Annotated in this window: 18 protein-coding genes and 1 pseudogene; 9 read left to right on the top strand and 10 right to left on the bottom strand. The window is 62.6% G+C overall.

Annotation, left to right across the window (positions count from 1 at the left end):
* The first annotated feature begins 45 nt into the window (after positions 1-45).
* From AB3L03_RS27520 to AB3L03_RS27495, 6 genes are all read left to right on the top strand, one after another.
* A complete protein-coding gene (locus AB3L03_RS27520) occupies positions 46-837 on the top strand; it encodes a heme-binding protein (RefSeq protein ID WP_368507326.1) in 792 nt (263 codons plus the stop codon).
* Between the two features lie 228 nt (positions 838-1,065).
* On the top strand, positions 1,066-2,805 hold the full coding sequence (locus AB3L03_RS27515) for a PQQ-dependent dehydrogenase, methanol/ethanol family (RefSeq protein ID WP_368507325.1): 1,740 nt from the start codon (positions 1,066-1,068) through the stop codon (positions 2,803-2,805).
* On the top strand, positions 2,789-3,628 hold the full coding sequence (locus AB3L03_RS27510) for a substrate-binding domain-containing protein (RefSeq protein ID WP_085348952.1): 840 nt from the start codon (positions 2,789-2,791) through the stop codon (positions 3,626-3,628). Before AB3L03_RS27515 ends, AB3L03_RS27510 begins: the two co-directional genes overlap by 17 nt.
* Positions 3,621-4,307: a cytochrome c gene (locus AB3L03_RS27505; protein WP_368507324.1), complete on the top strand. Its 687-nt coding sequence runs from the start codon at positions 3,621-3,623 to the stop codon at positions 4,305-4,307. Before AB3L03_RS27510 ends, AB3L03_RS27505 begins: the two co-directional genes overlap by 8 nt.
* Positions 4,280-4,648, top strand: coding sequence for a cytochrome c family protein (locus tag AB3L03_RS27500; RefSeq protein WP_018460405.1), 369 nt, complete (start codon positions 4,280-4,282; stop codon positions 4,646-4,648). The genes AB3L03_RS27505 and AB3L03_RS27500 overlap by 28 nt, the downstream gene beginning before the upstream one ends.
* A gap of 26 nt (positions 4,649-4,674) precedes the next feature.
* Entirely contained in the window at positions 4,675-7,053 is a 2,379-nt protein-coding gene (locus AB3L03_RS27495) for a glucose/quinate/shikimate family membrane-bound PQQ-dependent dehydrogenase (RefSeq protein WP_368507323.1), read from the top strand.
* On the opposite strand, the gene AB3L03_RS27490 is transcribed toward AB3L03_RS27495, so the two are convergent.
* The 5 genes from AB3L03_RS27490 to AB3L03_RS27470 form a co-directional block, all read right to left on the bottom strand.
* A complete protein-coding gene (locus tag AB3L03_RS27490) occupies positions 7,013-8,839 on the bottom strand; it encodes an SDR family oxidoreductase (RefSeq protein ID WP_026234024.1) in 1,827 nt (608 codons plus the stop codon). The two genes, AB3L03_RS27495 and AB3L03_RS27490, sit on opposite strands and share 41 nt — an antisense overlap.
* Before the next feature lie 57 nt (positions 8,840-8,896).
* Complete coding sequence (locus AB3L03_RS27485; protein WP_051113078.1) at positions 8,897-9,349, bottom strand: hypothetical protein; 453 nt, start codon at positions 9,347-9,349, stop codon at positions 8,897-8,899.
* Complete coding sequence (locus AB3L03_RS27480) at positions 9,321-9,515, bottom strand: hypothetical protein (protein WP_368507322.1); 195 nt, start codon at positions 9,513-9,515, stop codon at positions 9,321-9,323. The genes AB3L03_RS27485 and AB3L03_RS27480 overlap by 29 nt, the downstream gene beginning before the upstream one ends.
* 1,010 nt (positions 9,516-10,525) lie before the next feature.
* The gene (locus AB3L03_RS27475; RefSeq protein WP_368507321.1) at positions 10,526-11,413 is read right to left on the bottom strand and encodes a sigma-70 family RNA polymerase sigma factor; all 888 of its coding nucleotides are present in this window, start codon (positions 11,411-11,413) and stop codon (positions 10,526-10,528) included.
* A 20-nt stretch (positions 11,414-11,433) separates the two neighbouring features.
* Positions 11,434-11,742, bottom strand: coding sequence for a hypothetical protein (locus AB3L03_RS27470; RefSeq protein WP_368507320.1), 309 nt, complete (start codon positions 11,740-11,742; stop codon positions 11,434-11,436).
* A gap of 197 nt (positions 11,743-11,939) precedes the next feature.
* Between AB3L03_RS27470 and AB3L03_RS27465 the strand changes: the two genes are divergently transcribed.
* Together AB3L03_RS27465 and AB3L03_RS27460 are read left to right on the top strand one after the other, a co-directional pair.
* Positions 11,940-13,346, top strand: a complete 1,407-nt coding sequence (locus AB3L03_RS27465; RefSeq protein WP_368507319.1) for a DHA2 family efflux MFS transporter permease subunit — start codon at positions 11,940-11,942, stop codon at positions 13,344-13,346.
* Positions 13,347-14,533: 1,187 nt separating this feature from the next.
* Positions 14,534-15,010 (top strand): hypothetical protein, encoded by a 477-nt coding sequence (locus AB3L03_RS27460; RefSeq protein ID WP_368507318.1) that lies wholly within the window; start codon positions 14,534-14,536, stop codon positions 15,008-15,010.
* 51 nt (positions 15,011-15,061) lie between these two features.
* Here the strand turns inward: AB3L03_RS27460 and AB3L03_RS27455 are convergent, their stop codons facing one another.
* The 5 genes from AB3L03_RS27455 to AB3L03_RS27435 all read right to left on the bottom strand — a co-directional run bounded on the left by AB3L03_RS27455 (position 15,062) and on the right by AB3L03_RS27435 (position 19,727).
* Positions 15,062-15,724 carry an ABC transporter ATP-binding protein gene (locus AB3L03_RS27455; protein ID WP_039801403.1) on the bottom strand — a complete coding sequence of 221 codons (663 nt, stop codon included), beginning with the start codon at positions 15,722-15,724 and terminating at the stop codon, positions 15,062-15,064.
* Between the two features lie 5 nt (positions 15,725-15,729).
* Positions 15,730-16,473 (bottom strand): ABC transporter ATP-binding protein, encoded by a 744-nt coding sequence (locus AB3L03_RS27450; protein WP_018460416.1) that lies wholly within the window; start codon positions 16,471-16,473, stop codon positions 15,730-15,732.
* On the bottom strand, positions 16,473-17,429 hold the full coding sequence (locus tag AB3L03_RS27445) for a branched-chain amino acid ABC transporter permease (RefSeq protein ID WP_085359164.1): 957 nt from the start codon (positions 17,427-17,429) through the stop codon (positions 16,473-16,475). The genes AB3L03_RS27450 and AB3L03_RS27445 overlap by 1 nt, the downstream gene beginning before the upstream one ends.
* The gene (locus AB3L03_RS27440) at positions 17,429-18,307 is read right to left on the bottom strand and encodes a branched-chain amino acid ABC transporter permease (protein ID WP_338014231.1); all 879 of its coding nucleotides are present in this window, start codon (positions 18,305-18,307) and stop codon (positions 17,429-17,431) included. Before AB3L03_RS27440 ends, AB3L03_RS27445 begins: the two co-directional genes overlap by 1 nt.
* Positions 18,308-18,383: 76 nt before the next feature.
* On the bottom strand, positions 18,384-19,727 hold the full coding sequence (locus AB3L03_RS27435) for an ABC transporter substrate-binding protein (protein WP_240544008.1): 1,344 nt from the start codon (positions 19,725-19,727) through the stop codon (positions 18,384-18,386).
* 223 nt (positions 19,728-19,950) lie between these two features.
* Between AB3L03_RS27435 and AB3L03_RS27430 the strand changes: the two are divergent.
* Positions 19,951-21,144, top strand: a pseudogene (locus AB3L03_RS27430) (IS256 family transposase).
* The last annotated feature ends 955 nt before the right edge of the window (positions 21,145-22,099 follow it).

The following is a 22,099-nucleotide window of genomic DNA, read 5'->3' as shown; positions in this document are numbered from 1 at the left end:
TGTTCGAACGTTCGCCTGCCGACTGCGACACTCCACGGAGGCCACATGGAAAAACGATCCGTCATGGTGCTAACGGCTATCTTCACCGCAGCACTCTTGATGCCTGCAGTCTTGAACGCGCAGGACCAACCCCAGCCAGGGATGTCGTGCCCGGTCGATCATGACAAGCTCGCCGATATCCTCAAGAAGAGTGTCAAGCCGGGCGGCGGCCCAAGCAACGGAGGTCTCGACAACAACGAGTGGGCTGCCGTCGTCAATCGGCAGGGCATCGTCTGCGCAGTTGCCTATAGCGGCGGCAAGGTCGACGACCAGTGGCTCGGCAGCCGGGCCATCGCGGCCGAGAAGGCCAATACGGCGAATGCGTTCAGCCTAAAGGACAAGGCGATGGCGACGGCCAATCTCTATGCCGGGGCGCAGCCCGGCGGGTTCCTATTCGGCGCGGCACTCGGCAACCCGCCGTTCCCGGAAGCCTTGTACGCCGGATCTCCGGACAGCTTCGGCACGGCCAGCGATCCAATGATGGGCAAGCCGATCGGCGGCACGATCGTGTTCGGGGGAGGGCTGGCGCTCTATGACGGCAACGGCATCACGGGCGCGCTGGGCGTCAGCGGCGACAGCTCCTGCGCCGATCACAACGTGGCCTGGCGCGTGCGTCACCAGCTCGGGCTCGACCGCGTGCCGGCCGGCGTCAGCCCCAACATGAAAGACGCAATCATCTATGACATCGGACCCGACGGCAAAAGTCCGTCTGGATTTGGCCACCCCAAGTGTAACGGCAAGGAAGATCAGATCGCAGTTGACCTCGGCGCCGGCGTGTCCGGCAACGTCGTGAGATAGCTCGTCGTCGGTCACACCTCTTTGGAACCAAGCGAAGTCGGAACGTTTGTAGGTTCGTAAACCGGCCTGCAACGGCGCACGGCCTCGTCACTGCCGTGGAGATCTTTACATATGTTAGTGCGTGGTCTCACGCGTTTGCTGGGCCGACTTCCAGGCTTCCTTTGTGCCCTTTGCGCGTCCTGCGCGTTGCTGTCGTCCGCCTCGGCACAGACCGATCTTGCCAGCCGCATGAAAGATCCAGGCCAATGGCCGATGGCGGCGCGCGATTACGCCAACACCCGCTATAGCAACCTTGATCAGATCAACACGTCCAATGCATCGCGCCTCCAGCTTGCATGGACGTTCTCGGTCGGTGCCGATCGCGGCCAGGAGGCGGCGCCGCTCGTGGTCGATGGCACCATGTATGTGGTCGGCCCTTATGCTGGCCCCTACCCCAACCGTGTGTTCGCACTCGATGCCACGAGCGGTGAATTGAAATGGTCCTACGCGCCAAAGCCTGAACCGGCAGCCGCGGGCGTTGCCTGCTGCGACGTGGTCAATCGCGGACTCGCCTTCGACAACGGCAAGGTCTTCCTCAACACGCTTGATAACCACACGGTCGCGATCGACGCCAAGACCGGCAAGGAGCTGTGGCATACGAAGCTCGGGGAGATCAACACGGGCGAAACCATCACGATGGCTCCCGTCGTGGTCAAGGGCAAGGTGCTCGTCGGCAACAGCGGCGGCGAGATGGGCGTGCGCGGCTGGGTCACCGCGCTCGATGAAAACACCGGGGCCATTGCGTGGCGCGCCTACGCCACGGGCCCGGACAAGGACGTGCTGATCGGCGACGACTTCAAGCCGTTCTACGACAGTCTCAAGGGCAAGGATCTCGGCGTGAAGACGTGGCCGGCCGACCGCTGGCAGGTCGGCGGCGGCACGATGTGGGGATGGATCTCCTACGATGCCGAACTCAATCTGATCTACTACGGCACAGCCAATCCGAGCCCATGGAACGCCAACCAGCGCAGCGGCGACAATCTCTGGAGCACCACAATCTTTGCCCGCGACCCGGACACCGGCCGCGCCAAATGGGCTTACCAGATCAACCCGCACGACCTGTTCGACCACGACGAGATCAACGAGAATGTGCTCGTCGATCTCGAACTGAATGGACAGCCGCGCAAGGTGCTGATCCACCCGGGCCGCAACGGCTATATGTACGTGATGGATCGGGCGACCGGCGAAGTCATCTCGGCGGACGCGTTTGAATTCGTCAATGCCTATAACGGCGTCGATCTCAAGACCGGCAAGATCATCCCCAACGAGGAGAAGACGCCGCTCGCCGGCAAGACCGTCGAGAACATCTGCCCGGCCGCGCCGGGCGCCAAGGACTGGCAGCCAACCGCCTGGTCGCCCCGCACCAAGCTGCTCTACGTGCCGCATCAGCATCTTTGCATGAACTTCAAGGCATCGCAGGTCGGCTATATCGCAGGCACACCTTATGTGGGCGCCGATGTCGACATGTATGCAGGCCCCGGCGGCCACCGCGGCGAATTCATGGCGTGGGATCCCGTCGCGCGCAAGAAGGTCTGGGAGATCCACGAGAAGCTGCCGGTCTGGAGCGGCGCGCTGGTTACGGCAGGCGACGTCGCGTTCTACGGCACCATGGATCGGCTGTTCAAGGCCGTGGATGCCAAGGACGGGCATGTCCTCTGGCAATTCCGCGCCGGCTCCGGATTCATTGGCCAGCCGATCTCCTATCGCGGCTCCGACGGACAGCAATACATCGCGATCCTGTCGGGCGTCGGCGGCTGGCCGGGTGTGGTGGCCAACGCCGAGGTCGATCCGCGGGTGCGCAACGGCGCGCTCGGTTTTGTCGGTGCGACCCAGGATTTGCCGTTCTACACCGCGGGCGGGAGTGAGCTGCTGGTGTTCAAACTCGGCGGCGCGAATGGTGAGGACACCAGCCATGCGCCTTCGAAATAGTTATCCCGGCATCGCTCTTGGTTTTCTGGTCGGGCTTGCAACCACGGCGGCGGCAGCGTCGGATCGCGAGCTTCGCGTCTGTGCCGATCCCAACAATCTGCCTTTCTCGAACAGCGCCGAAGCAGGATTCGAGAACAGGCTCGCGGCCATGGTGGCCGAGCATTTCGGCCTGCAGGTCTCCTACACCTGGTGGGCGCAGCGCCGCGGCTTCATCCGTAACACGCTGAAAGCCGGCAAATGCGACGTCGTCATGGGCGTGCCGTCCGGCTATGATCTCGTCGAGACGACGAAGCCGTATTATCGCTCGAGCTACGTGTTCGTCACGCGGCAGGACCAGCACCTCGAGCTTTCGTCCCTGCTCGACCCACGCTTGCATCACCTCGCAATCGGCGTGCATCTGATCGGCGATGACGGCAACAATCCCCCGCCGGCGCAGGCGCTCGGCGAACAGGGCATCGTCGACAACGTCCGCGGCTACTCGATCTACGGAGATTATCGCGAGGCCAATCCCCCGGCGCGCCTGATCGAAGCCGTCGAAAGCGGCAGCCTCGATGTCGCCGCAGCCTGGGGTCCGCTCGGCGGATATTTCGCCCAGCGCTCTCTCGTCCCCCTGACGGTCATGCCGATCCGGGATTACGAGCGCTTTGCACCTCAGCAGTTCCAGTTCGCCATCGCGATGGGCGTGCGCAAAGGCGACGACGCCTTGCGCGACCGACTGAATGCATTCATCGACGAGCACCGGTCCGAGATCACTTCGCTGCTGCTCAGTTACGGCGTTCCGCTGGTGGACCAACCGGCTATGGTATCGGGAGGACATGAGTGATGTCTGCTCCAGTGCTGCGCGCAAGCGCCTATCACTACTGCTGGCGGTCCTGCCGAATGGCGCGGGGCTGGCCCAGCAGACTTTGCCGCAGTCGCAGGAGGCGCAGATGCCGACGCTGTCTCCGCGCCCGAACTTCGGTGGCAGCGTCGGCAATGGCAGGCCCGGCGTCTTCATGCAGGTCCCGGTCAGTCACCTCCATCCCGGCGCGCAGCCGGACCCGCCGCAGATCAAGAACCCCGTGCAGGGCGATCCCAATGCGGAGCAGCGCGGGATGACCTACTACGTCAACTTCAACTGCGTCGGCTGCCACGCGCCAAATGGCGGCGGCGGCATGGGTCCGGCACTGAGCAACAACAACTTTACTTACGGCTCGCAGCCAGAGAACATTTTTCTCTCGATCTACCAGGGGCGGCCGAATGGAATGCCGGCCTGGGGCGGCGTGCTGCCCGACAGCGTGATCTGGGATCTCGTCACCTATATCGGCAAGATCAGCAACGAGCCGAGCCACCAATGGGGCCGAACCTTTTCCGCAGAATCTGCCTTCGCCCGAAGTCGAGCAAGTCCCGAGCGAGCAGGTCTCGACGACCGATCCCTGGTCTGCCACCAAGTCTTTCAATTTCGGCCAGAAGCCCTGATCGCCGGGAAGCAGCGATGGCAAATCCGATCACGAGATTGCTAGTCACCGCGCTGCTGGCTACCACAGGCGCCGCCTGCAAGGCTGCGGGCCCGGACAACTTCACCGGCGACGCGCGTCGTGGCGCCGACCTCGTCAAGCAGTATCACTGCGGCGGCTGTCACGATATTCCCGGCATTGCCGGCGCCGAAGGCAATGTCGGCCCACCCTTGCATCGGATCGGCACGCGGACCTACATCGCCGGCTACATCCAGAACTCGCCGGACAACATGGCTGATTGGATCGAGGATCCACAGCGGGCGTTGCCGGGCAATGCCATGCCGAGAATGGGCATCCCGCAGAAGGACGCGCGGGACATCGCGGCGTTTCTCTATACGCTGAAGTGACCATCATGCCTCCCATGCATCGTTCAATGAATTGGCTCCGTGACGCGCCATTGCTGGCCATCACCATTGTGCTCGTCGCCATCATGGGACTGGGCCTCCTCGCGGGCGGTGCCTGGCTCGCGGCCCTCGGTGGCTCCGTCTACTATCTGATCGCGGGCGTCATGCTTCTGCTCACGAGTTGGCTGCTCGCGCGCCGTCGTGCCGAGGCGCTCTGGATCTATGCCGCGCTGCTGGCGGGAACGATGGCCTGGGCGATCTGGGAAACGGGCTTCGATTTCTGGTCTCTGGCGCCGCGCGGCGACGTGCTCGTGCCGCTTGGCCTGTGGCTGATACTGCCCTTCATTGCCTCCCGCCTGGGGCCTCGCTTGCGCGCGGCGCGATGGGCGCTTGGCCTTGTGTTGGTCGCCGCAGCCATCGTCGTCGGCATGTCCCTGACGAGCGATCGCCGCGATCTTGCCGGCACGATACCTGAGGGCGAAACAACGGGGGCCATTGCGTCTCCCGAACCGGAGCAGCCCGCTGCCGGCCAGAACTGGACGGCCTACGGCGGCAGCGGCTTCGGTACGCGCTTCTCGTCGCTGAGCCAGATCACCAAGGACAACGTCAAGGACCTCAAGCTCGCCTGGGAATTCCGCACCGGCGATCACAAGGGCCCGGACGATCCCGACGAGATCACCAACCAGGCGACGCCGCTCAAGGTGGGCGATCTGCTCTACACCTGCTCGCCGCACCAGATCGTGTTCGCGCTCGAAGCCGCGAGCGGAAAACTGCGCTGGAAGTTCGATCCGCAGGTGCAGCACAACAAGGCCTTCCAGCACATGACCTGCCGCGGCGTGTCCTATCACGCGACCAAACCCGGCGCGATAACTGCCGACGGCACGCCGGCCCCGAGCGATTGTGCGGGGCGCATTTTCATACCGACCAACGACGGACGGATGTTCGCGCTCGATGCGCAGAGCGGCGTGCCTTGCCAGGATTTTGGCAATCAGGGACAGATCGATCTCAAGCAGGGCAGCGAGATCCAGACACTCGGCTTCTACGAGGGCACCTCGCCGCCCGTCGTCACGGACAAGTTGCTGATCGTCGGCGGAGCGGTGATCGACAACTATTCCGATCGCGTGCCGTCGGGCGTGATCCGCGGCTTCGACATCTATTCAGGACGGCTGATCTGGGCATTCGATGCCGGCAATTCCGATCCGAACGAGATGCCCTCGGCCTCGCATCATTTCACGGCCGGCTCACCCAATTCGTGGAGCATTTCCGCGGTCGACGAGAAGCTCGGACTGGTCTATGTGCCGCTCGGCTCGAGTTCTCCGGATATTTGGGGCGGCGGCCGTTCGCCCGAGAAGGAGCGCTACGATTCGGCATTGATTGCCCTCGATCTCATGACCGGGAAACTGCGTTGGTCGTTCCAGAACGTGCACCACGATCTCTGGGACATGGATATGCCGTCGCAGCCCAGTCTGGTCGATTTGCGCCTTAACGGCGGCGTGACGCCTGCGATCTACATCCCGGCAAAGACCGGCGACATCTTCGTGCTCGACCGCCGCGACGGGCGTCAGCTGGTGCCCGCACCGGAGAAGCCGGTGCCGCAGGGCGCCGCGAAGGGAGACCGGCTGTCGCCGACCCAGCCCTTCTCGGAGTTGAGCTTTCGCCCGCCCGGCATGCTGACCGACGCGCAGATGTGGGGCAGCACGATGTTCGACCAACTCGCCTGCCGGATCAAGTTCAAGCGCCTGCGCTATGAGGGGCCGTTCACGCCGCCGTCTGAACAAGGCACGCTGGTGTTTCCAGGAGACTTCGGCATGTTCGAATGGGGCGGCATTGCCGTCGATCCGCAACGCCAGATCGCGATCGCGAACCCTCAATCGATTCCCTTCGTCTCGCGTCTCGTGCCGCGCGGGAAAGACAATCCGGCAGCGCCGAACGCGGCGCATCCGCCGGGAACCGAGCTCGGCGTGCAGCCGATGTACGGCGCCCCCTATGGCGTCGACCTCGGCATTTTCCTCTCACCGCTCGGCATCCCCTGCCTTGCCCCGCCATGGGGCAACATCGCCGCGATCGATCTCAAGTCGCACAAGGTGGTCTGGCAGCATCGCATCGGCACGATCCGCGATCAGGCCCCGCTGCCGCTGCCATTCAAGCTCGGCGTTCCCATGCTGGGCGCTCCGATCGTCACCGCGGGCGGCGTCGTCTTCATCACGGGAACGATGGATGACTACATCCGCGCGTTCGACGTTCGCGATGGCAGACGGCTTTGGCAGGACCGCCTTCCTGCCGGCGGCCAGTCGACGCCGATGACCTATGAGGCCAACGGCAAGCAATATGTCGTCACGGTCGATGGCGGCCACGGCTCGTTCGGAACTAAACTCGGCGATTACGTGCGGGCCTACGCGCTGCCGTGATCTGCCTCGGCAGGACATGCTTGTGCTTGGCGACGCCTTGTCCCGATCTGCCAGCGCGACGCGCAACTGCTGAAGCCAGGAGAGCCACGCCCGCAGCTAGTCCCAGCGCCGCGAGCCCCTGACTGATGACCCCGGCAGGTGGGAGCTGCTTGCGTGACAGCCAACCGCCATCGATTGACGTGCCCTGCGGACCAGCTTCGATCATGGTGCCCTCGCTGCTCTTCGCCGGGCGCGCGCGCGACAGCAGGTAGCGGAAGGCTACCCCCAGGATGTTCTCGGTAATCTGCGGAGCCATCGCGTAGGCAATTTGGCCGGCACGCGCCGGCCAGCCCACGGCGACCTCGTCTTGGGGTGCGCGAACGAGGCTCACGAACGTCTCGGCAACGTCCTCCGCCTGATACAGCAGCGGACCGGGATCGAGCGTTCGGCCGGACATGTTGGCGCCGTGGACGAAGCCCGGCGTGTCGACCATGGCCGGGAAGACGCCGCAGACATGGATGTTGCGATGAGCCCTGAGCTCCTGACGCAGGCTCGCGGTGAAGCCCCGAAGGCCGAATTTGCTCGCTGTGTAGGCCGCAGCAAAAGGCGTCGGAGCCCAGCCGCCGAGCGAGATGTTGTTGATCAAGATACCGCGGTTCTGGCGCAGGAAGATCGGAAGCACCGCGAAAGCGCCATGCATCGTGCCGAGGAGATTGACCTCGATCGTTCGGCGATGAAGTGCGATATCCGCGTCCTGATAGGCCCCGAAAACGCCGGTGCCGGCGTTGTTGATCCAGACGTCGATGCCACCGAGCGCGTCTTCCGCCTCTCGGGCCAGCCGCTGCACCGCCTCGGCATCGGTGACATCGGTCGGGATTGCCAATGCGCGGCCTCCGAGCGCCTCGCATTCTGCAGCGAGGCTCGTCAGGACTTCGGCACGGCGTGCCGCCAGGACCACGCTTGCGCCCTTTCCGGCGAAGGCCAGCGCCGCAGCACGCCCGATTCCGCTCGAGGCACCGGTTATGACGACGCGCGTGCCAGTCATTTGCCGCGGCTCGGATCCGGAGCCGCCCGCCGGAAGCAGCCAGTGCAGGGATCGCCGGAGACGCTCGGTTCCGTCCGCTTCGAACCAGTCGCCATGCGCGAAGATCACCCGCTCCGGCGACAGCCGTATGAGCCGCTCGGCTGCCGACCGCACGGAACGGCCGCCGAGGCGCAGCAGCAGTCGGAGATAGACCGGCGCCGTTCCGTTTGGCTTGGAAATGCCGAGGAGGTTTGCCGCGGCCTCGTTTGACGCGCTGAGATCATCGGGATCGAGATTTTGCACCAGATCCGTCAGGATCAGTGTCCGGCTGCGCTTGTCGAACAGCTCGATCTCGGAGAACATCGGAGCGTTCACCGAGACGGCTTCGAGGTCGGCCCTCCATTCCTCAGGCGTCGCCTCTCCAAGCTCGCGGTCGATGTGGATCCGTGCTGCTCGAACTTGCCGACGCGCCGAAAGGCCGCGCGCCGCGAAAGTCGTCACCTGTGGCAGCTCTCTCTGCCAGTCGGACAGGAACATCCAGTGCGCGATATTCGGCGCGAGCAAGTACCTTATCGGCCCTAGCCGCTCCAACTCACCGCGGAGAGTCGGCGAATGTCTCACCGGCGAATGCAGCACAAGATCGCCGTTCGAGAGCCGAATGACGGTCATACGCACCGGAAGTTTCAGACCGGCAGCGCTGATCGGGGCATCGTCCACGACCCAGATATCGTCCGTCGCTCGCGACAAACGGGCCGTCGACAAGGTAGCGTCGGAACTTTGCATGAGCGTCTTCCATCACAAGGCGTTTGCTCAAGCTTCGGGAGCGACGCTCGTTCCTCGCTAGGACGCCCGAGCCTGCATGCGGGCATTGCGTCGGCGACGGCGCGCGGCGAGTCGTCCTCGGATCCTCTCCGCCGGAATGTGCCGCGAGATCGCCGGGGCAAGCTCTGGTTCTGAGGGAGGTTGTTGGGTGGCAATCGGCGCTTGGTCCGGACGAGCTTCCATCAGACCGAGCACGGCGCGGCCCTTGGCCGTGATGCGCCACCCGCCATTTGTCCGGTCGATCAGCCCTTGCGAAAAGATGTCCAGCCCCGGCACCCGCCCGGCGAGCCGCCGGGTGCGCTCGGTCCAGTCGCGACCGCTGGTCGCCAGAATGGCCATATCCCGCTTGAGATCCTCCATGGCCGCGAACCCATCCGGGTAGCTCACCAGGATCTTGAGGACCGTCACGTGGAAATTCACCCCTGCCCCCACATGACCATCATCACATCGTCGGGACTTCTGAAAGGGCATTGCGGGCCGCTAGTTTGAGACGATCCGCAGAGATGTCGCCCCTGCTTGCAGTCTCCAGAAGCTTCGAGGCTACGCGAGTCCTGGCGCCGATCTCACAGCGTGGAACAGCTTCACACACCTCGTCCAGAACGGTGCGCAACAACGCCTTGGTCGCGATATCGATCATGGAAAGCCCCGGCGGAAAGGTTCACGGTAGGGCAATCGCTCCGGCCAGGGATTCAACATTGTTAATGATCTTAAAATTTCGCTGCCTGGCCACTGCCGGCTTAGCGATGTCTTGGGCCTGCTGTGCGCGACCTTGCGGGCTCCTGCTCGGCATTGCTCGTGAAATCGGGGAACCTCCGTCGTCGGCCAATCGTTCGCATGCCATGGAGATTGTCGTTTTCGCGGTCTCGTCCTCCTGGTTGCGACTGTAGTTCGGCATGCGTGATGGCGAACCGCGCAGCTTCGCATTCTCGCGGCTGATTCCGCCCGAGCTTTGCTTGGTCGCTTCACCCTCTTGTCCAAGAGGGCGCAGGGAAGGCCGGGTGCCGGCTGGCACCCGCGGTCCGCTGCGCGAAAAGCACACGCAGGAAAACCGCACAGCAGCATACAGGTGTAGCCAATCACTCGGCCTTCCCTGCGCGATGGTTGGACGGCTTATGCCGTGCTCTCCCGGGAGCCGAGTTCTCTTTGGCCTCCCTCGTCCCAACGAAAGTCACCGCCACCGCGCCGGTTGACGCAGATGCCGCATTCGCCAGGGCTTGACCGTAGCAACGACGGCCAGGACCACACGGTTTTTGCCGTACGCACGGTTCGCCATTTCGCCGCAGTTTTCCCAGCCCTGTCGACGGAGCCGGAAACTTACAGACGAGACGAAGCCTAGCAGCGCCGCTCGTCGGAACGCAGCCTTGGGCTCACGGAGAGCAATCCGCCCTGCCCTTGGCCTCTCGCACCCGAACGCTGCCGCGTCCACCGCAAGCCCGGCTCGCGAACATGACGACCACAAGATCGCCCCTCAAGGATGAGCCGGGATGGCCAACATATACGCCGTTTCCGAATTTCGGTAAAGCGGAATATATTTGTGGAGAGGGGTTGACGGGATGGCGGGTGTTTTGCCCGACGGGCAGTCCTCCCATTCAACCTGCCACGGCCCTCTAGTCAAGCGACGCGCCTGCTCCGATGGAGAAGGCGAGTTCACCCTCTATCCACCACGCACTCCGCACCATCAATAACATAGGCTGCGTGACGAAAATCCCTGATGGTGGCGAGCTTGCCGGTGGACCAGTCGAGAAGCATGAAATATTTCGCCCGCCCGGCCGGCTTATTCGGATCGAACACGAGGATCGCGGGACGTCCCTCGACCTGCCCCGTCACCAGGTGCCAGTCGCTGTTCTTCGAATAATTGCCGAAATAGTTCGACACCTCGGCCTTGCCTTTCAGCCTGGTACGGTTGACGAGCTCGAGCCTGACGTCGTCGGCGATCATGGCGCGGATCGCGTCGAAGTCGCGGGCATTGAAATGGCCGACATAGGCGTTGAGTCGCGTGCGATCTGCTTCCGACAGGCCCGGCTGCGGCACATCGTCGGGCTCTCCGGCGAACTCCCGCAGCTGCGTGCGTCCGCGATGCAGCGCGGCCTTCACCGCCGGCAGGCTGAAATCCATGATGTCGCAGACCTCGGCAAGCGAGCAGCCGAGCACGTCCATCAGGATCACGCTGGAGCGCTGCGCCACCGGCAGCCGCATGAAGGTGCGAAGGCTGGTCGCGGCGATCTGGCGGCTTTCCACATCATCGAGCTGGTCGGCAATCATCTCCACCTCCTCAGCCGAGTGCAGCGCCTCCTGCCGGTTGCGGCGACGCAGGAAATCCAGCGCGGTGTTGTGCGCGATGCGAAACAGCCAGCCCTCCGTATTGACGGGCGTGACCGATTGCAGCGCTTCCATCGCCTTGATCAGCGCATCCTGCAACACATCCTCACCGTCGATGACCGAGCCGACCATGCGGGCGCAGTAGCGATGCAGTTTCGGCCGCATCCGCGCCAGCAGGGCCTCGGTATCGATGGTGGCCAGCGGGTCTGGCGCCATTGCTCCTCCGCTTCGCTTGTTCAGGACTCGTCCAGCATACGATAGTTGCCGACGATCCTCACATCACGAACCAGCGGCGGCTCCGCGCAGCGGTCGCGGATGCCGTCCTGGAACATCTGAAATGCCTTGAGTTTCGGAATCGGGCTCGAGCCGTTTTCGGCCGCGGCCTCGACAAGATGGATGAAGGTGTCGTCCTCCAGCCGTAGCGTCAGGTAGCGCACGCCGTCCGGGCCGGCCGCCTTCAATTCGGCAAATACGGCCGAAACCAGCTCGGCATTCCGATCGGCCAGCTCCGGCCTGGCCTTGTACCTGATCAACGTCCTTCTCATCGCGCGCTCCTTGCTGATGTCGCGACCTGGTTCGCTCAAAATCGGGCAAATGGCCGCATCACCCCTAGGACGTTTGCCGGCAGGCGAAGGATGCGGCCCGGAACAAATTATTATTGGGCGCATCCTTTGCCGCTCAGCCCTCGTCTAGCCCGCAGAACGCGCCGCGACAGGCTGGCGCGACACACGGAGACAGGGCGATGCAGACCCCGATCAATCGCGCCGCGCAGAACTGGGTGCTCGGCGTCACCGCGCTGGCATCCTTCATGATGGCGCTCGATGCCATGATCATCACGACAGCATTCGCGACCATCCGCGCCGAATTCGGCAGCCCGGTCGAGACGCTGCAATGGACCGTCAACGCCTTCAATCTGACCTTTGCCGTGCTGCTCCTGACCGGCGCCGCACTCGGCGACCGCTTCGGTCGCCGCCGGATGTTCGCGGCCGGGCTCGCCCTGTTCGTCGTTGCATCGGCGGCCTGTGCGCTCGCAGGCAATGCCACCGCTCTGATCGCCGCCCGCGCGCTGCAGGGCGCCGGCGCCGCGCTGGTGATGCCGCTGGCAATGGCGATCCTGAGCGGCACGTTCGGCCGCGAGGAGCGCGCCCGCGCGCTCGGCATTTTCGCCAGCATCACCGGCTGCGCGCTGATCATCGGTCCCGCCATCGGCGGCTTCATTACCGAACATTTCGGCTGGCGCTGGGTGTTCTGGATCAACCTGCCGATCGGCCTGATCGCGATCGCCCTGGTACTGGCACGCTTGCGCGAAAGCTTCGGCCCGGCCGCCGCATTGGACATCCCCGGACTGGCGCTTGTCGCGCTTGCGGCGCTGGCGTGGGTGTGGAGTCTGTTGCGCGGCAACGCCGTGGGTTGGGCGAGCGCCGAAATCATGGCCGCGCTGATGGCAGGCCTGGTGTTCACAGCCGGCTTCGTTCTCTGGGAATTGCGCGCGACCGCGCCAATGGTGCCGATGCGGCTGTTTGCATCGCGGGCGCTTGCCTCCGGCATGTCCGCCAGCGTGCTGTTCTACGCCGCGATGTACGGCGTCTTGTTCCTGCTGCCGCAGTTCCTCCAGACCGCGCTGGGCTTCGACGCCTTCGGCGCCGGACTTCGCCTGCTGCCCTGGACCGCGACGCTGTTCGTCACCGCCCCGATCGCCGGCGCGGTCGTCAACAGGTTCGGCGAGCGGCCGCTAGTGGTGACGGGATTGCTGATGCAGGCGATCGGACTTGGCTGGATCGCGGAGCTCGTGAGCACTGCGGTTACCTACTCCGCCCTGGTCGCGCCGCTGGTGCTGGCCGGCGTCGGCGTCTCGATGGCGATGCCGGCAGCACAGAACGCCATCCTGAGCTCGGTCGCGGTGGCCGAAATGGGCAAGGCGTCCGGCATCTTCAACATGGGTCGCTTCCTCGGCGGCATGTTCGGCATCGCCGCGCTGGTGGCGAACTTCTCGGCGCATGGCGGGGTCGATTCGGCCGCGCATTTCGAGAGCGGATTCGCCGCGGCGATGAGCCTTGCCGCAACGCTGTCGCTGGCCGGCGCGGTTGCCGGGTGTTTCCTGCCGGCACGGCGGCGGACCGCCGGAGCAGCCGCGCCGCAAGATGCGTGACACTGACAGCCGTCATCAAAGCCGGAGGCGAGATGATCGCTTCGCGACCAAGTGCTGGCCTTCAATGATCGGCTAGCAGGTAGAATACCGGTTGCAGTTTCGACCACGTCCGCCGCCGCGCCCAAGGCACTGTCAGGGCGCGGCCCGGCCTTGCGGACGATGCCGGCTGCGCGATCGGACTCGCGCTGGAGCTCTTCGCGGGTAACGATCCCGGTTGGCCCTGTGGCCGCGTCGACATCGACCGCGGCGACGCCCCCCGGCAGCGCCTTGACGTCGCTCCCCGATCACCTGCCCCGGCGAACAAGCGAATGCGCACGGGGCCGCGACGCCTTGGAGAAATTCTTTGGCTTGGCGAAGCCATCGGGACACGAAACCGAGAGATACTCGGTGACTTCTCGGGCTCCAGGAGCCCGCTGGAACGAATGCGCAAAGACGGCGTCATTTAGCCCGTTGGGCAGCATCCTGTGACGATACCAACCGATTCTGCAGCAGCGGTCCCCTGCGGCGACGGGACAGAAACAAAGGAAAGTCGCGCAGCAATCCGACCGCAAAACCTCCGACAACAAAACGTCGCACGAGACCCGTTTTGTTCTCGGCGACCCTTCTCGTTAGTTCTTGAAGAAGAAGGCTTATGCTTGGCGGGCGCACCAGGGCTCGAACCTGGGACCCGCAGGTTAAGAGTCTCATCTTTCACAATAACTTTCAGCTACTTAGCTGTAAAACGCCGTCACAACAGCACTATCGAAATCAACAGGTTACAGACGAAATGTAAATTGCTCGGCGGCGCCTTCTGTACCTGCGACCCCTGCGTCCCGGACGCAGTGAACATCTTCTAAGTTGTTGATCTTTCTCTCATCGGCAGGTGCTTCCGTCCCGTTTTGTTCACGCTAGTTTCACCCAATTCGTTGCGTTTCGTTGCGGCGGCGGCGAGGGATAACGGCGCTCGGCGCGTCAGTGGGATCTTGGACTTGCGGCGGAGCAGCCGAGGCCTGCGAGGGTAAGCGTATTAGATTATGCGGTGATCTGTCGGGGGTTCGAGTCACTAAGGTGCTACCGTCTTTCCCCACACCAACCAGACCTGCGATATCTGATCCGATCCTTCGCGTGAGGCAGTTCATGGGCCTCGCACGATGGTCTGCACGGGTTGAACCATAATGGGCACGCACAGCAAACGGTCGCTGCCGTAGATGCTCGACACCCGGGCGCCACCGAAGTGCCGCCTACCGCGCGACACACGACACAACGACCCGGCAGAAATTGAAGGTGAAGCGTCCGTAGAGAAAGCCGCTTCCTGGCTCCAGTGCAGCCAGGCGATACGAATTGCCGAGAGCGCGGATAATCTCGACCATTTCCATGAATTCATGGTGCGTCAGCGCCAGGTGACGAAGCATGACATCGCGACACTCTCGAATGACATCGTCGCGGGCAAGTTCGGCAAGCCCTCCGTCAGCAACGCACGTCATATGCGCAAGGCCGCCTCGGGGTTGTTCAACTGGGCGGCTGAAGCGGGCCGCGACCATGTGACGGCCAGCCCCTGCGGACAAACTAAAACACCTGCACTAAGCCGACGTGCCCGAAATCCAACGACGGTCGATCTGAATCGCGACGATTACGAGGAACGGTCGAAACAGAGTGCCACGATCACGTGGCAGAGCGGACGCTGAATCGGTAAACCGCCGAGGTCTGCTTAGGCCGGCGGCTCCTCCACCGCGTCTTCAATTAGCTTGGCGGGCCTCGATCTCACCTCTTTCAATGGTAAGCGTCACGTCGGCAAAGGTTTCGAGCAGCTTTGGATTCGACTCGGTGATCAGCAGCGTAATGTCCTTATCCTGCAAACGAAGCCGCCGGAGTGCTTCCGCATATCGCTGCGCTAACACAGGCGCGAGACCCTGAAATGGCTCATCCAGGATAAGCAGCCGGGTACCAAGCATAAGCGCCCTCCCAAGCGCCACCATCTTGCCTTGGCCGCCCGAGACCGATCCCGCCGGACGTTTGGCAAGCTCTTTGAGTTCCGGCAGCACCGAATACGCTCGCTCCAGCCGCCGCCGCGTCTCGTCCGGATTCAGCTTGGCGACACGACCGGGAAGCAAAATATTTTCTTCGACGGTGAAGGCGGAAAACAGACGCCGGTCCTCAGGCGCGTAGCCAAGACCCAGCGACGGCCGGCGATGCGGCGCGATCGCTCCAAGATCTTCGCCGCCCAGACGAACGGTGCCGCTCGCTTTTGTGAAGCCCATGATAGTGCGCACGGTCGTGGTCTTGCCGGCGCCGTTTCGCCCGATAAGCGCTGCGCTCACACCCGGCAGCAGCGAGAAACTCACATTTCGCAACACAGGCGCGTCAGCAATCGCGACGTTGACATTCTCGAAACTCAGCATCGGTGTCATATCCCGATCACCTGTTCCCGGACCTTCGGGTCCGCCAGAACCTCAGCCGGCGTCCCAACCATCTGGATCTTGCCGACATTCCACACGGCGACGCGGTTGGCATAGCGCTCCACCATATCCATGTCGTGCTCGACGAAGACCGAGGTGACTTTCTCCTTTGCCAGCGCCGTGGTTAGAATGTCCATGATGGTGAGTTTCTCTGATGACGCGACGCCCGAAGTCGGCTCATCCATCAGGAGGAGCTTTGGCTTCAGCGCGAGCGCGAGTGCAATATCGACCAGCTTGCGTTGCCCCTCGGGCAGTTCGCGCGCCGTTCGTTCCGCATACGATTTGACACCGACGAGATCCAGCAGCCGCTTCATTTCCGGCACTTCCGGCATGAGAGAAAGAGCCTGGAAACCAGACGGACGGCCTCGCAGGGAGGCGGCCGCGATCAACATGTTCTCCATCACGGTCTGGTCGAGGAACAGCTGTGGTATCTGGAAGGCGCGGGCAATGCCGAGCCTGGTGATCGTACGTGGCAGCTGCGCGGTGATGTCGTGGCCGAGAAAGGTAACGGTGCCGGCTTGCGGCCGAAGATAACCGGTCGAGATGTTGAGGAACGTCGTCTTGCCGGCCCCGTTCGGCCCGATGATGGCAAGGTTTTCGCCTTCCAGGACGTCGAGGTCGATGCCATCGGCGGCGATGACGCCGCCGAACCGGATCTTGATGTTCTTGGCAGAAAGCAGGACGTTGGCCATTAATGCCCTCCCCGCCCGGATTGACCGTAGCGCTGGCGGAGGCCGATAAGGCCGTTCGGCGCGTAAAGAATGATGACGACCAGCACGACGCCGAGAATGAGCTGCCAAGAATCCGCCAGATGCGCCGCGGCATAGAACCGTACGCATTCGAACATCGCCGCGCCTGCAAACGCACCGAAAGCATGGGCGCTGCCACCGAGGATCGCGATGAACACGAACTCGCCGGACTTGGTCCAGAAGCCGAATTCGGGGGTCGCGATCTGCTGAATGATCGATACCAGAGTGCCGCCTATGCCGCCGAGAAATGCGGAGAACACGTAGCCGATGAGCAGCACGCGCCGCGCCGACATGCCAAGATATTCGAGCCTGGTTTCGTTAGATTTCATTGCCCGCAACATGTGACCGAGCGGGCTGTCGAGATAGCGTTGCACGCCGTAGAAGGCAGCAATCGCGACCAAAAGGCTCACGTAGAGAATAACGTATTGGAACGTCTCCGGCGTGAACGAAAATCCAAACAAGCCAGGACGGGCGACCCGGATGCCGTCCGCGCCGTTAGTGTAGTGGAACATTTTCTCGAGCAGCGACCACAAGACCATGGAGAATGCCAGGTTCAGCATTCCAAAGAAAATTTCCCTGTAGCGAACCACGAACAGGCCGACGATCAGGCCAAAAACGGTAGAGGTTATGCCTCCCAGCGCGAGAAAGATCAGGATATCGCCGCCGCCGATGTACTTGCCCCAGAACGCCGCGGTATAGGCGCCGGTGGCGAAGAACATCGCGTGTCCGAACGATACTTGTCCCGCCTGCAGCAACAGGACGATGCCGAGCACCACGATGCCCTTGGCGAGGATGAGCGCGAATAACGTCGCCCAGCTCGCGACGAAGAGCGGCAGTACCGCGCTGGCCAGAAACAAGATGATTGCGACTGCCGTGATCGGCTTGATACGGCCCGCCATCAGATTTTTCTCATCTGCAACGTACCGAACAGTCCGAACGGGCGCACCAGAAGCACCAGTACCATCAGCAGATAGGGTACGAGAACTTCGAACTCCGGCTGCAGATAGATGACGAAGGCGCGGGTCAAACCGATCATAAGGGCCGTAAGGGCGGTGCCCTCGATCTGCCCCAGACCCGCAGTGGCTGCCACCGCGAACGAGAGCACGATCATGTCCGCGCCCATGCCGGGCACCAGCGACGTGGTCGGCGAAGCAAGCGCGCCGCCGAGCGCCGCCAGGCTCGCCCCGATGATGAACGTAATAGAGTAGACGCGTTGGGCGTCGATGCCGATGGCGGTTGACGCCTCCCGATCCTCGGTTACTGCTAGAATCACGGCTCCCGCAAGAGTTTTCCGCAAGAAGTAACGCAGTCCGAACAGCGTCGCGACTGCCACGCCTGGAAGCAGGATGACCTGGTAGGACGTATAGTTCACGCCGAATACGCTGATGTTCGGCAACAGCTTCAAGGGCTCAGCAGCGAAGATGGGCTGCACGCCCCAGATCAGACGCTGCAGATTGTCCATGATCATGAAGGCCGCGAAGGTGATCAGGAGCTGCAACACGTCGTCTCGTCCGTAAAGCGGCCGCAACAGGAAGCGCTCGATGAAACCGCCGCACACAAACCCTATGACGATGGAGGCAACCAGCAATGCGGGATAGGTAAGCCACGGCGACACCTGCGCAATCACGAGGCTCAACGTCGCGGCGAGATAGGCGCCAAAGGCATAAAGCGACCCGTGCGCGACATTCACCACGCGAAGCACACCGAAAATCAGGCTCAGCCCGACGGAAACCAGGAACACCAAGGCGGCGTAACTGATCCCGTCAAGGACGGCCAATATGGCGAGAGTCGAATTCATGGAGACCTTCAGGAAAGCCGTCCTGCGGTTTTTGCCCGGAGGACGATGATCTGGCCTACTGCTTGAAGGTCGGAACGTCCATTTTAACGAATTCCGGCTTGAGCGTCTTCAGCCACTCGACCGAGCGCACGCCCGCCGGATTGGTGATCACCTTCGGATCAAAGATCATCATGTTGTCGAGCAGTTTGAAGTCATAGCCCGGGAAAGACTTGGTGACGCCGACGAGCTGCGCTTCCAGACCTTGGTTGTCCTCGGGCCTCAGCGTGACCGGCCGGCCGAAACCGGTCGCGAACTCGGTGCCGGAGGTTGCGTCTACGACCTGCTCCCGTGTCGGCCAGTTGCCGCCATTGGCCTTGATCGCCTTGTCATAGGCAGCTTGCAGCGCCGTGAAAGCCTGCGCCATGTGGTAGACGGGGTAAATCGGCCAGGCGCCGGTCTTTGCCTTGAATGCCTCGGCAAACGCCTTGAAGGCCGGATCGTTCTTCTTTTCAGGATGCAGGAACCAATGATCGCCACGCGCGCCGACGATCAGGCCTTCCGGCAGATCCTTGCCCAGTCGCTGGATCGAGGATTCGCCGATGCCCAACACGAAGGTCGACTGTTGCAGCAGGCCGCGTTGACCGGCCTGACGGACCAGCGTGTCGAGATCGCCGCCCCAGGAGGTGGTTAGAACGACATCCGGCCGCAATGCCAGTAAGCGCGAAACTTCGGTGGAATAGTCCGGCGCACCGAACTTCGGAAAAAGCTCCGCCAACACCTGAACGTCGGGCTTCAGCGCCTTCAATGCGGTGGAGAAGATTTCCCAGCTTTCGCGGCCCCACGCGTAGTCCTGATTGACGACCGCGATGGTCTTAAAGTCGGGCTTTGTCTTAAGGAGATAGACGAGCACCGCCAGCATCTCCGGCGTGCCGTTAGCCTGCGTGCGGAAATTGTAGCGATATTTCTTCGTCTCCAGAATAGAAGCCGCACCGCAATCCCACATAAAGTTCATGACTTTGAGGTCTTCGGCGACCGGGACAAGCTGATTGCAGCTGCCCGAGGAGATGGAGGCGAAAGTCACGTCGACCTTTTCGTCTTGCACCATGCGCCGGTAGTTCGAGACCAATGCCTCGCCGCCGGCGCCTTCATCGATGAAAGACAGTTTTACCGGTACACCGCCGATTCCGCCCTTCTTGTTGAGGTCTTCTGCAATCATCTCGGCCGCGGCCTTTGCCGGTACGCCGAATACGGAAGCCGGTCCCGACAGGAAAGTGGTGATACCGATCTTGATTTCCGGCGGCTTGCTCTGCGCAAGCGCAGCGCCCGTAAAAGCTGTGATGACTAGACCGGCTGCAACTGCGGCTTTCAGCAAAAGCATTTGAATCTCCCCATTTTTAACTTGCGTTGACCGGGCGGCCATCGCGATTTTTCTTGCCGCGACGCTACTTATAATTCTGAAATATTGCCAGCACTTACTAGTTGCTGGGGTCGTGTCCCCGGTGGTGGTGTAGCTCGGTAGAGCAAAGCCGCCCGGATGCGCGCCTTCAAATAGCGCCGTAGCGGGCGGGCAGCTTTGCGGTGGTCACCGGCAGTTCTCCGGTAGGATCGGGTTGCGACACGCCAACGCAACCGAGGAACCACCGATGACCGAAGACATGATGAACCTGCGCACGCTCGTAGAGAAGACCCCCGACGCCGATCTGCTGCGCGAGATGATCGGCTTTGCCGCCCAGCGCCTGATGGAGCTGTGGAAGGCCAGACCGGGGCGGCCTACGAAGAGAAGAGCCCCGAACGCCTGGCCCAGCGCAACGGCTACCGCGACCGGATCTGGGAGACCCGCGCCGGCGCGGTTGAGCTGCACATTCCCAAGCTGCGCGAGGCTCCTACTTCCCGGGCTTCCTGGAGCCGCGACGCATGGCCGAGAAGGCGCTCACCGCCGTGGTGCAGGAAGCCTATGTGCAGGGCGTCTCGACCCGCTCGGTGGACGACCTCGTCCAGGCCATGGGCATGACCGGCATCTCCAAGAGCGAGGTCAGCCGGCTGTGCGGCGAGATCGATGACAAGGTGAAGGCCTTCCTCGCCCGTCCGATCGAGGGCGACTGGCCGTATCTGTGGATCGACGCCACCTACGTGAAGGTGCGCCAGAATGGCCGCATCGTCTCAGTCGCGGTGATTGTCGCGGTTGGCGTCAATAGCGACGGCCGACGCGAGGTCCTCCGCATTGGCATCGGCCCTTCCGAGGCCGAGACGTTCTGGACGGCGTTCCTGCGCCAGCTCGCCCGCCGCGGCCTGCGCGGCGTCAAGCTGGTCGTGTCCGACGCCCACGAAGGCATCAAGCCCACCGTGGCCAAGGTGCTCGATGCCAGCTGGCAGCGTTGCCGCGTCCACTTCATGCGCAACGCGCTGGCGCATGCCGGCAAGAGCGGGCGGCGCGTCGTCTCCGCCTTCATCGCCACAGCGTTTGCCCAGGACGACGCCGAGGCCGCGCGAACCCAGTGGCGCAAGGTCGCCGACCAGCTCCGCCCCAAGCTGCCCAAACTTGCCGGCTTCCTCGACGAGGCCGAGACCGATGTGCTCGCCTACATGACCTTTCCGCACAGCATCGGACCAAGCTGCACTCGACCAACCCGATCGAGCGTCTCAACGGCGAGATCAAACGGCGGACCGAGGTGGTCGGCATCTTCCCCAACGATGACGCCATCACTCGCCTCATCGGCGCGATCCTGCTCGAACAGAATGATGAATGGGCCGTCCAGCGTGCCCGCTACATGGCACTGGAAACCATCGCGCCGTTGAGCGATGATCCGAGCGTCAGCATCACGGCTATCGCCAGCTGACCAGCCCGGCTCTCCAGCCGGCGAACGCGGTGACCCGCCGCCAGCTACACCACGCCACGGGACACGATCGGTGCTGGTGGGAAGGGCTTCCGCGGCTCGACAGTATATAATGAGATTGGTTCAGTATGCTCATGAACCTTACCGACCGTCCCACTTGCCCCCACTCGGAGCGGTTATCGACTGCGAAGCGTGAATGCGCGCTTGGCTACGTATGCCTCTGGAGAGAGAAGTGATCAATTTAAAGGGTGTGGTTGCACTCGCTTTCAAAGCGAACGCGCTGTCGCATCACCACTGTCCCCTGTGAGCCCTGCCGCGCATGCGATAGCAATCGTTCGACAGAGCCGTTTAGCAATTTCGAGTTCCGTTTTCCGCTTCTGCAGAATAGCTATCGCCATCGCAGAGCCAATAGTCGTCGAGCGGTTTGAAACCGTCAAAATTCACTGCCACCCCCACTGTCCAGTGGTGATCGAACCGGTCTCTGCCAATCGTCTCCACGGAAAAAGGTAATTTCTGCGGTTTGGGCTGGAGACTTTCGACGACTTCTCGCCAAGGTTGCCGGTTTCAGAGGAGCAGAGACTTTAGAGAGCCGCACAAAAATCCCGTAAAATGCGGCACTTTCAGCCAATACGGTCCCACTCTCTATAATTGAGTGACTGCTTGGCTGCGGCGGGAGAGATCGAACCTCCGAATGGCGGAATCAAAATCGCCGATGCACAAATCGGTCTATCGGCGCTTCGAGACCGGATCGGTTCTCCTCTATGACCGCATGGCGGCTTATTGGCCAGACAACATAAGAGTTCACATCGACTTCAAGCACTATTTCGGTGGAGGCGCTGCGCGGCTGCCCAATGCGTCGCTGATGAAATTGAACAGAAGTGGAAAAATGCCGGCTATGTCGGGCGGCTCTGATCTACATACAACATCAAGGAAGTGGTTCTGCCGGACGGCCTTCGAG

The organism is Bradyrhizobium lupini (assembly GCF_040939785.1).
Taxonomy (GTDB): domain Bacteria; phylum Pseudomonadota; class Alphaproteobacteria; order Rhizobiales; family Xanthobacteraceae; genus Bradyrhizobium; species Bradyrhizobium canariense_D.
This window is presented reverse-complemented; position numbering and strand designations above follow the sequence as displayed.

What these genes read in the sequence shown, in the direction of transcription:
- AB3L03_RS27505 (WP_368507324.1), top strand. Translation starts at nt 3,621, where the DNA reads ATGAGTGATGTCTGCTCCAGTGCTGCGCGCAAGCGCCTATCACTACTG.
- AB3L03_RS27495 (WP_368507323.1), top strand. Translation starts at nt 4,675, where the DNA reads ATGAATTGGCTCCGTGACGCGCCATTGCTGGCCATCACCATTGTGCTC.
- AB3L03_RS27450 (WP_018460416.1), bottom strand. Translation starts at nt 16,473, where the DNA reads ATGGCCAACGTCCTGCTTTCTGCCAAGAACATCAAGATCCGGTTCGGC.
- AB3L03_RS27480 (WP_368507322.1), bottom strand. Translation starts at nt 9,515, where the DNA reads ATGATCGATATCGCGACCAAGGCGTTGTTGCGCACCGTTCTGGACGAG.
- AB3L03_RS27460 (WP_368507318.1), top strand. Translation starts at nt 14,534, where the DNA reads ATGCTCGACACCCGGGCGCCACCGAAGTGCCGCCTACCGCGCGACACA.
- AB3L03_RS27445 (WP_085359164.1), bottom strand. Translation starts at nt 17,429, where the DNA reads ATGGCGGGCCGTATCAAGCCGATCACGGCAGTCGCAATCATCTTGTTT.
- AB3L03_RS27520 (WP_368507326.1), top strand. Translation starts at nt 46, where the DNA reads ATGGAAAAACGATCCGTCATGGTGCTAACGGCTATCTTCACCGCAGCA.
- AB3L03_RS27465 (WP_368507319.1), top strand. Translation starts at nt 11,940, where the DNA reads ATGCAGACCCCGATCAATCGCGCCGCGCAGAACTGGGTGCTCGGCGTC.
- AB3L03_RS27435 (WP_240544008.1), bottom strand. Translation starts at nt 19,727, where the DNA reads ATGGCCGCCCGGTCAACGCAAGTTAAAAATGGGGAGATTCAAATGCTT.
- AB3L03_RS27510 (WP_085348952.1), top strand. Translation starts at nt 2,789, where the DNA reads ATGCGCCTTCGAAATAGTTATCCCGGCATCGCTCTTGGTTTTCTGGTC.
- AB3L03_RS27455 (WP_039801403.1), bottom strand. Translation starts at nt 15,724, where the DNA reads ATGCTGAGTTTCGAGAATGTCAACGTCGCGATTGCTGACGCGCCTGTG.
- AB3L03_RS27470 (WP_368507320.1), bottom strand. Translation starts at nt 11,742, where the DNA reads ATGAGAAGGACGTTGATCAGGTACAAGGCCAGGCCGGAGCTGGCCGAT.
- AB3L03_RS27515 (WP_368507325.1), top strand. Translation starts at nt 1,066, where the DNA reads ATGAAAGATCCAGGCCAATGGCCGATGGCGGCGCGCGATTACGCCAAC.
- AB3L03_RS27475 (WP_368507321.1), bottom strand. Translation starts at nt 11,413, where the DNA reads ATGGCGCCAGACCCGCTGGCCACCATCGATACCGAGGCCCTGCTGGCG.
- AB3L03_RS27485 (WP_051113078.1), bottom strand. Translation starts at nt 9,349, where the DNA reads ATGCCCTTTCAGAAGTCCCGACGATGTGATGATGGTCATGTGGGGGCA.
- AB3L03_RS27500 (WP_018460405.1), top strand. Translation starts at nt 4,280, where the DNA reads ATGGCAAATCCGATCACGAGATTGCTAGTCACCGCGCTGCTGGCTACC.
- AB3L03_RS27490 (WP_026234024.1), bottom strand. Translation starts at nt 8,839, where the DNA reads ATGCAAAGTTCCGACGCTACCTTGTCGACGGCCCGTTTGTCGCGAGCG.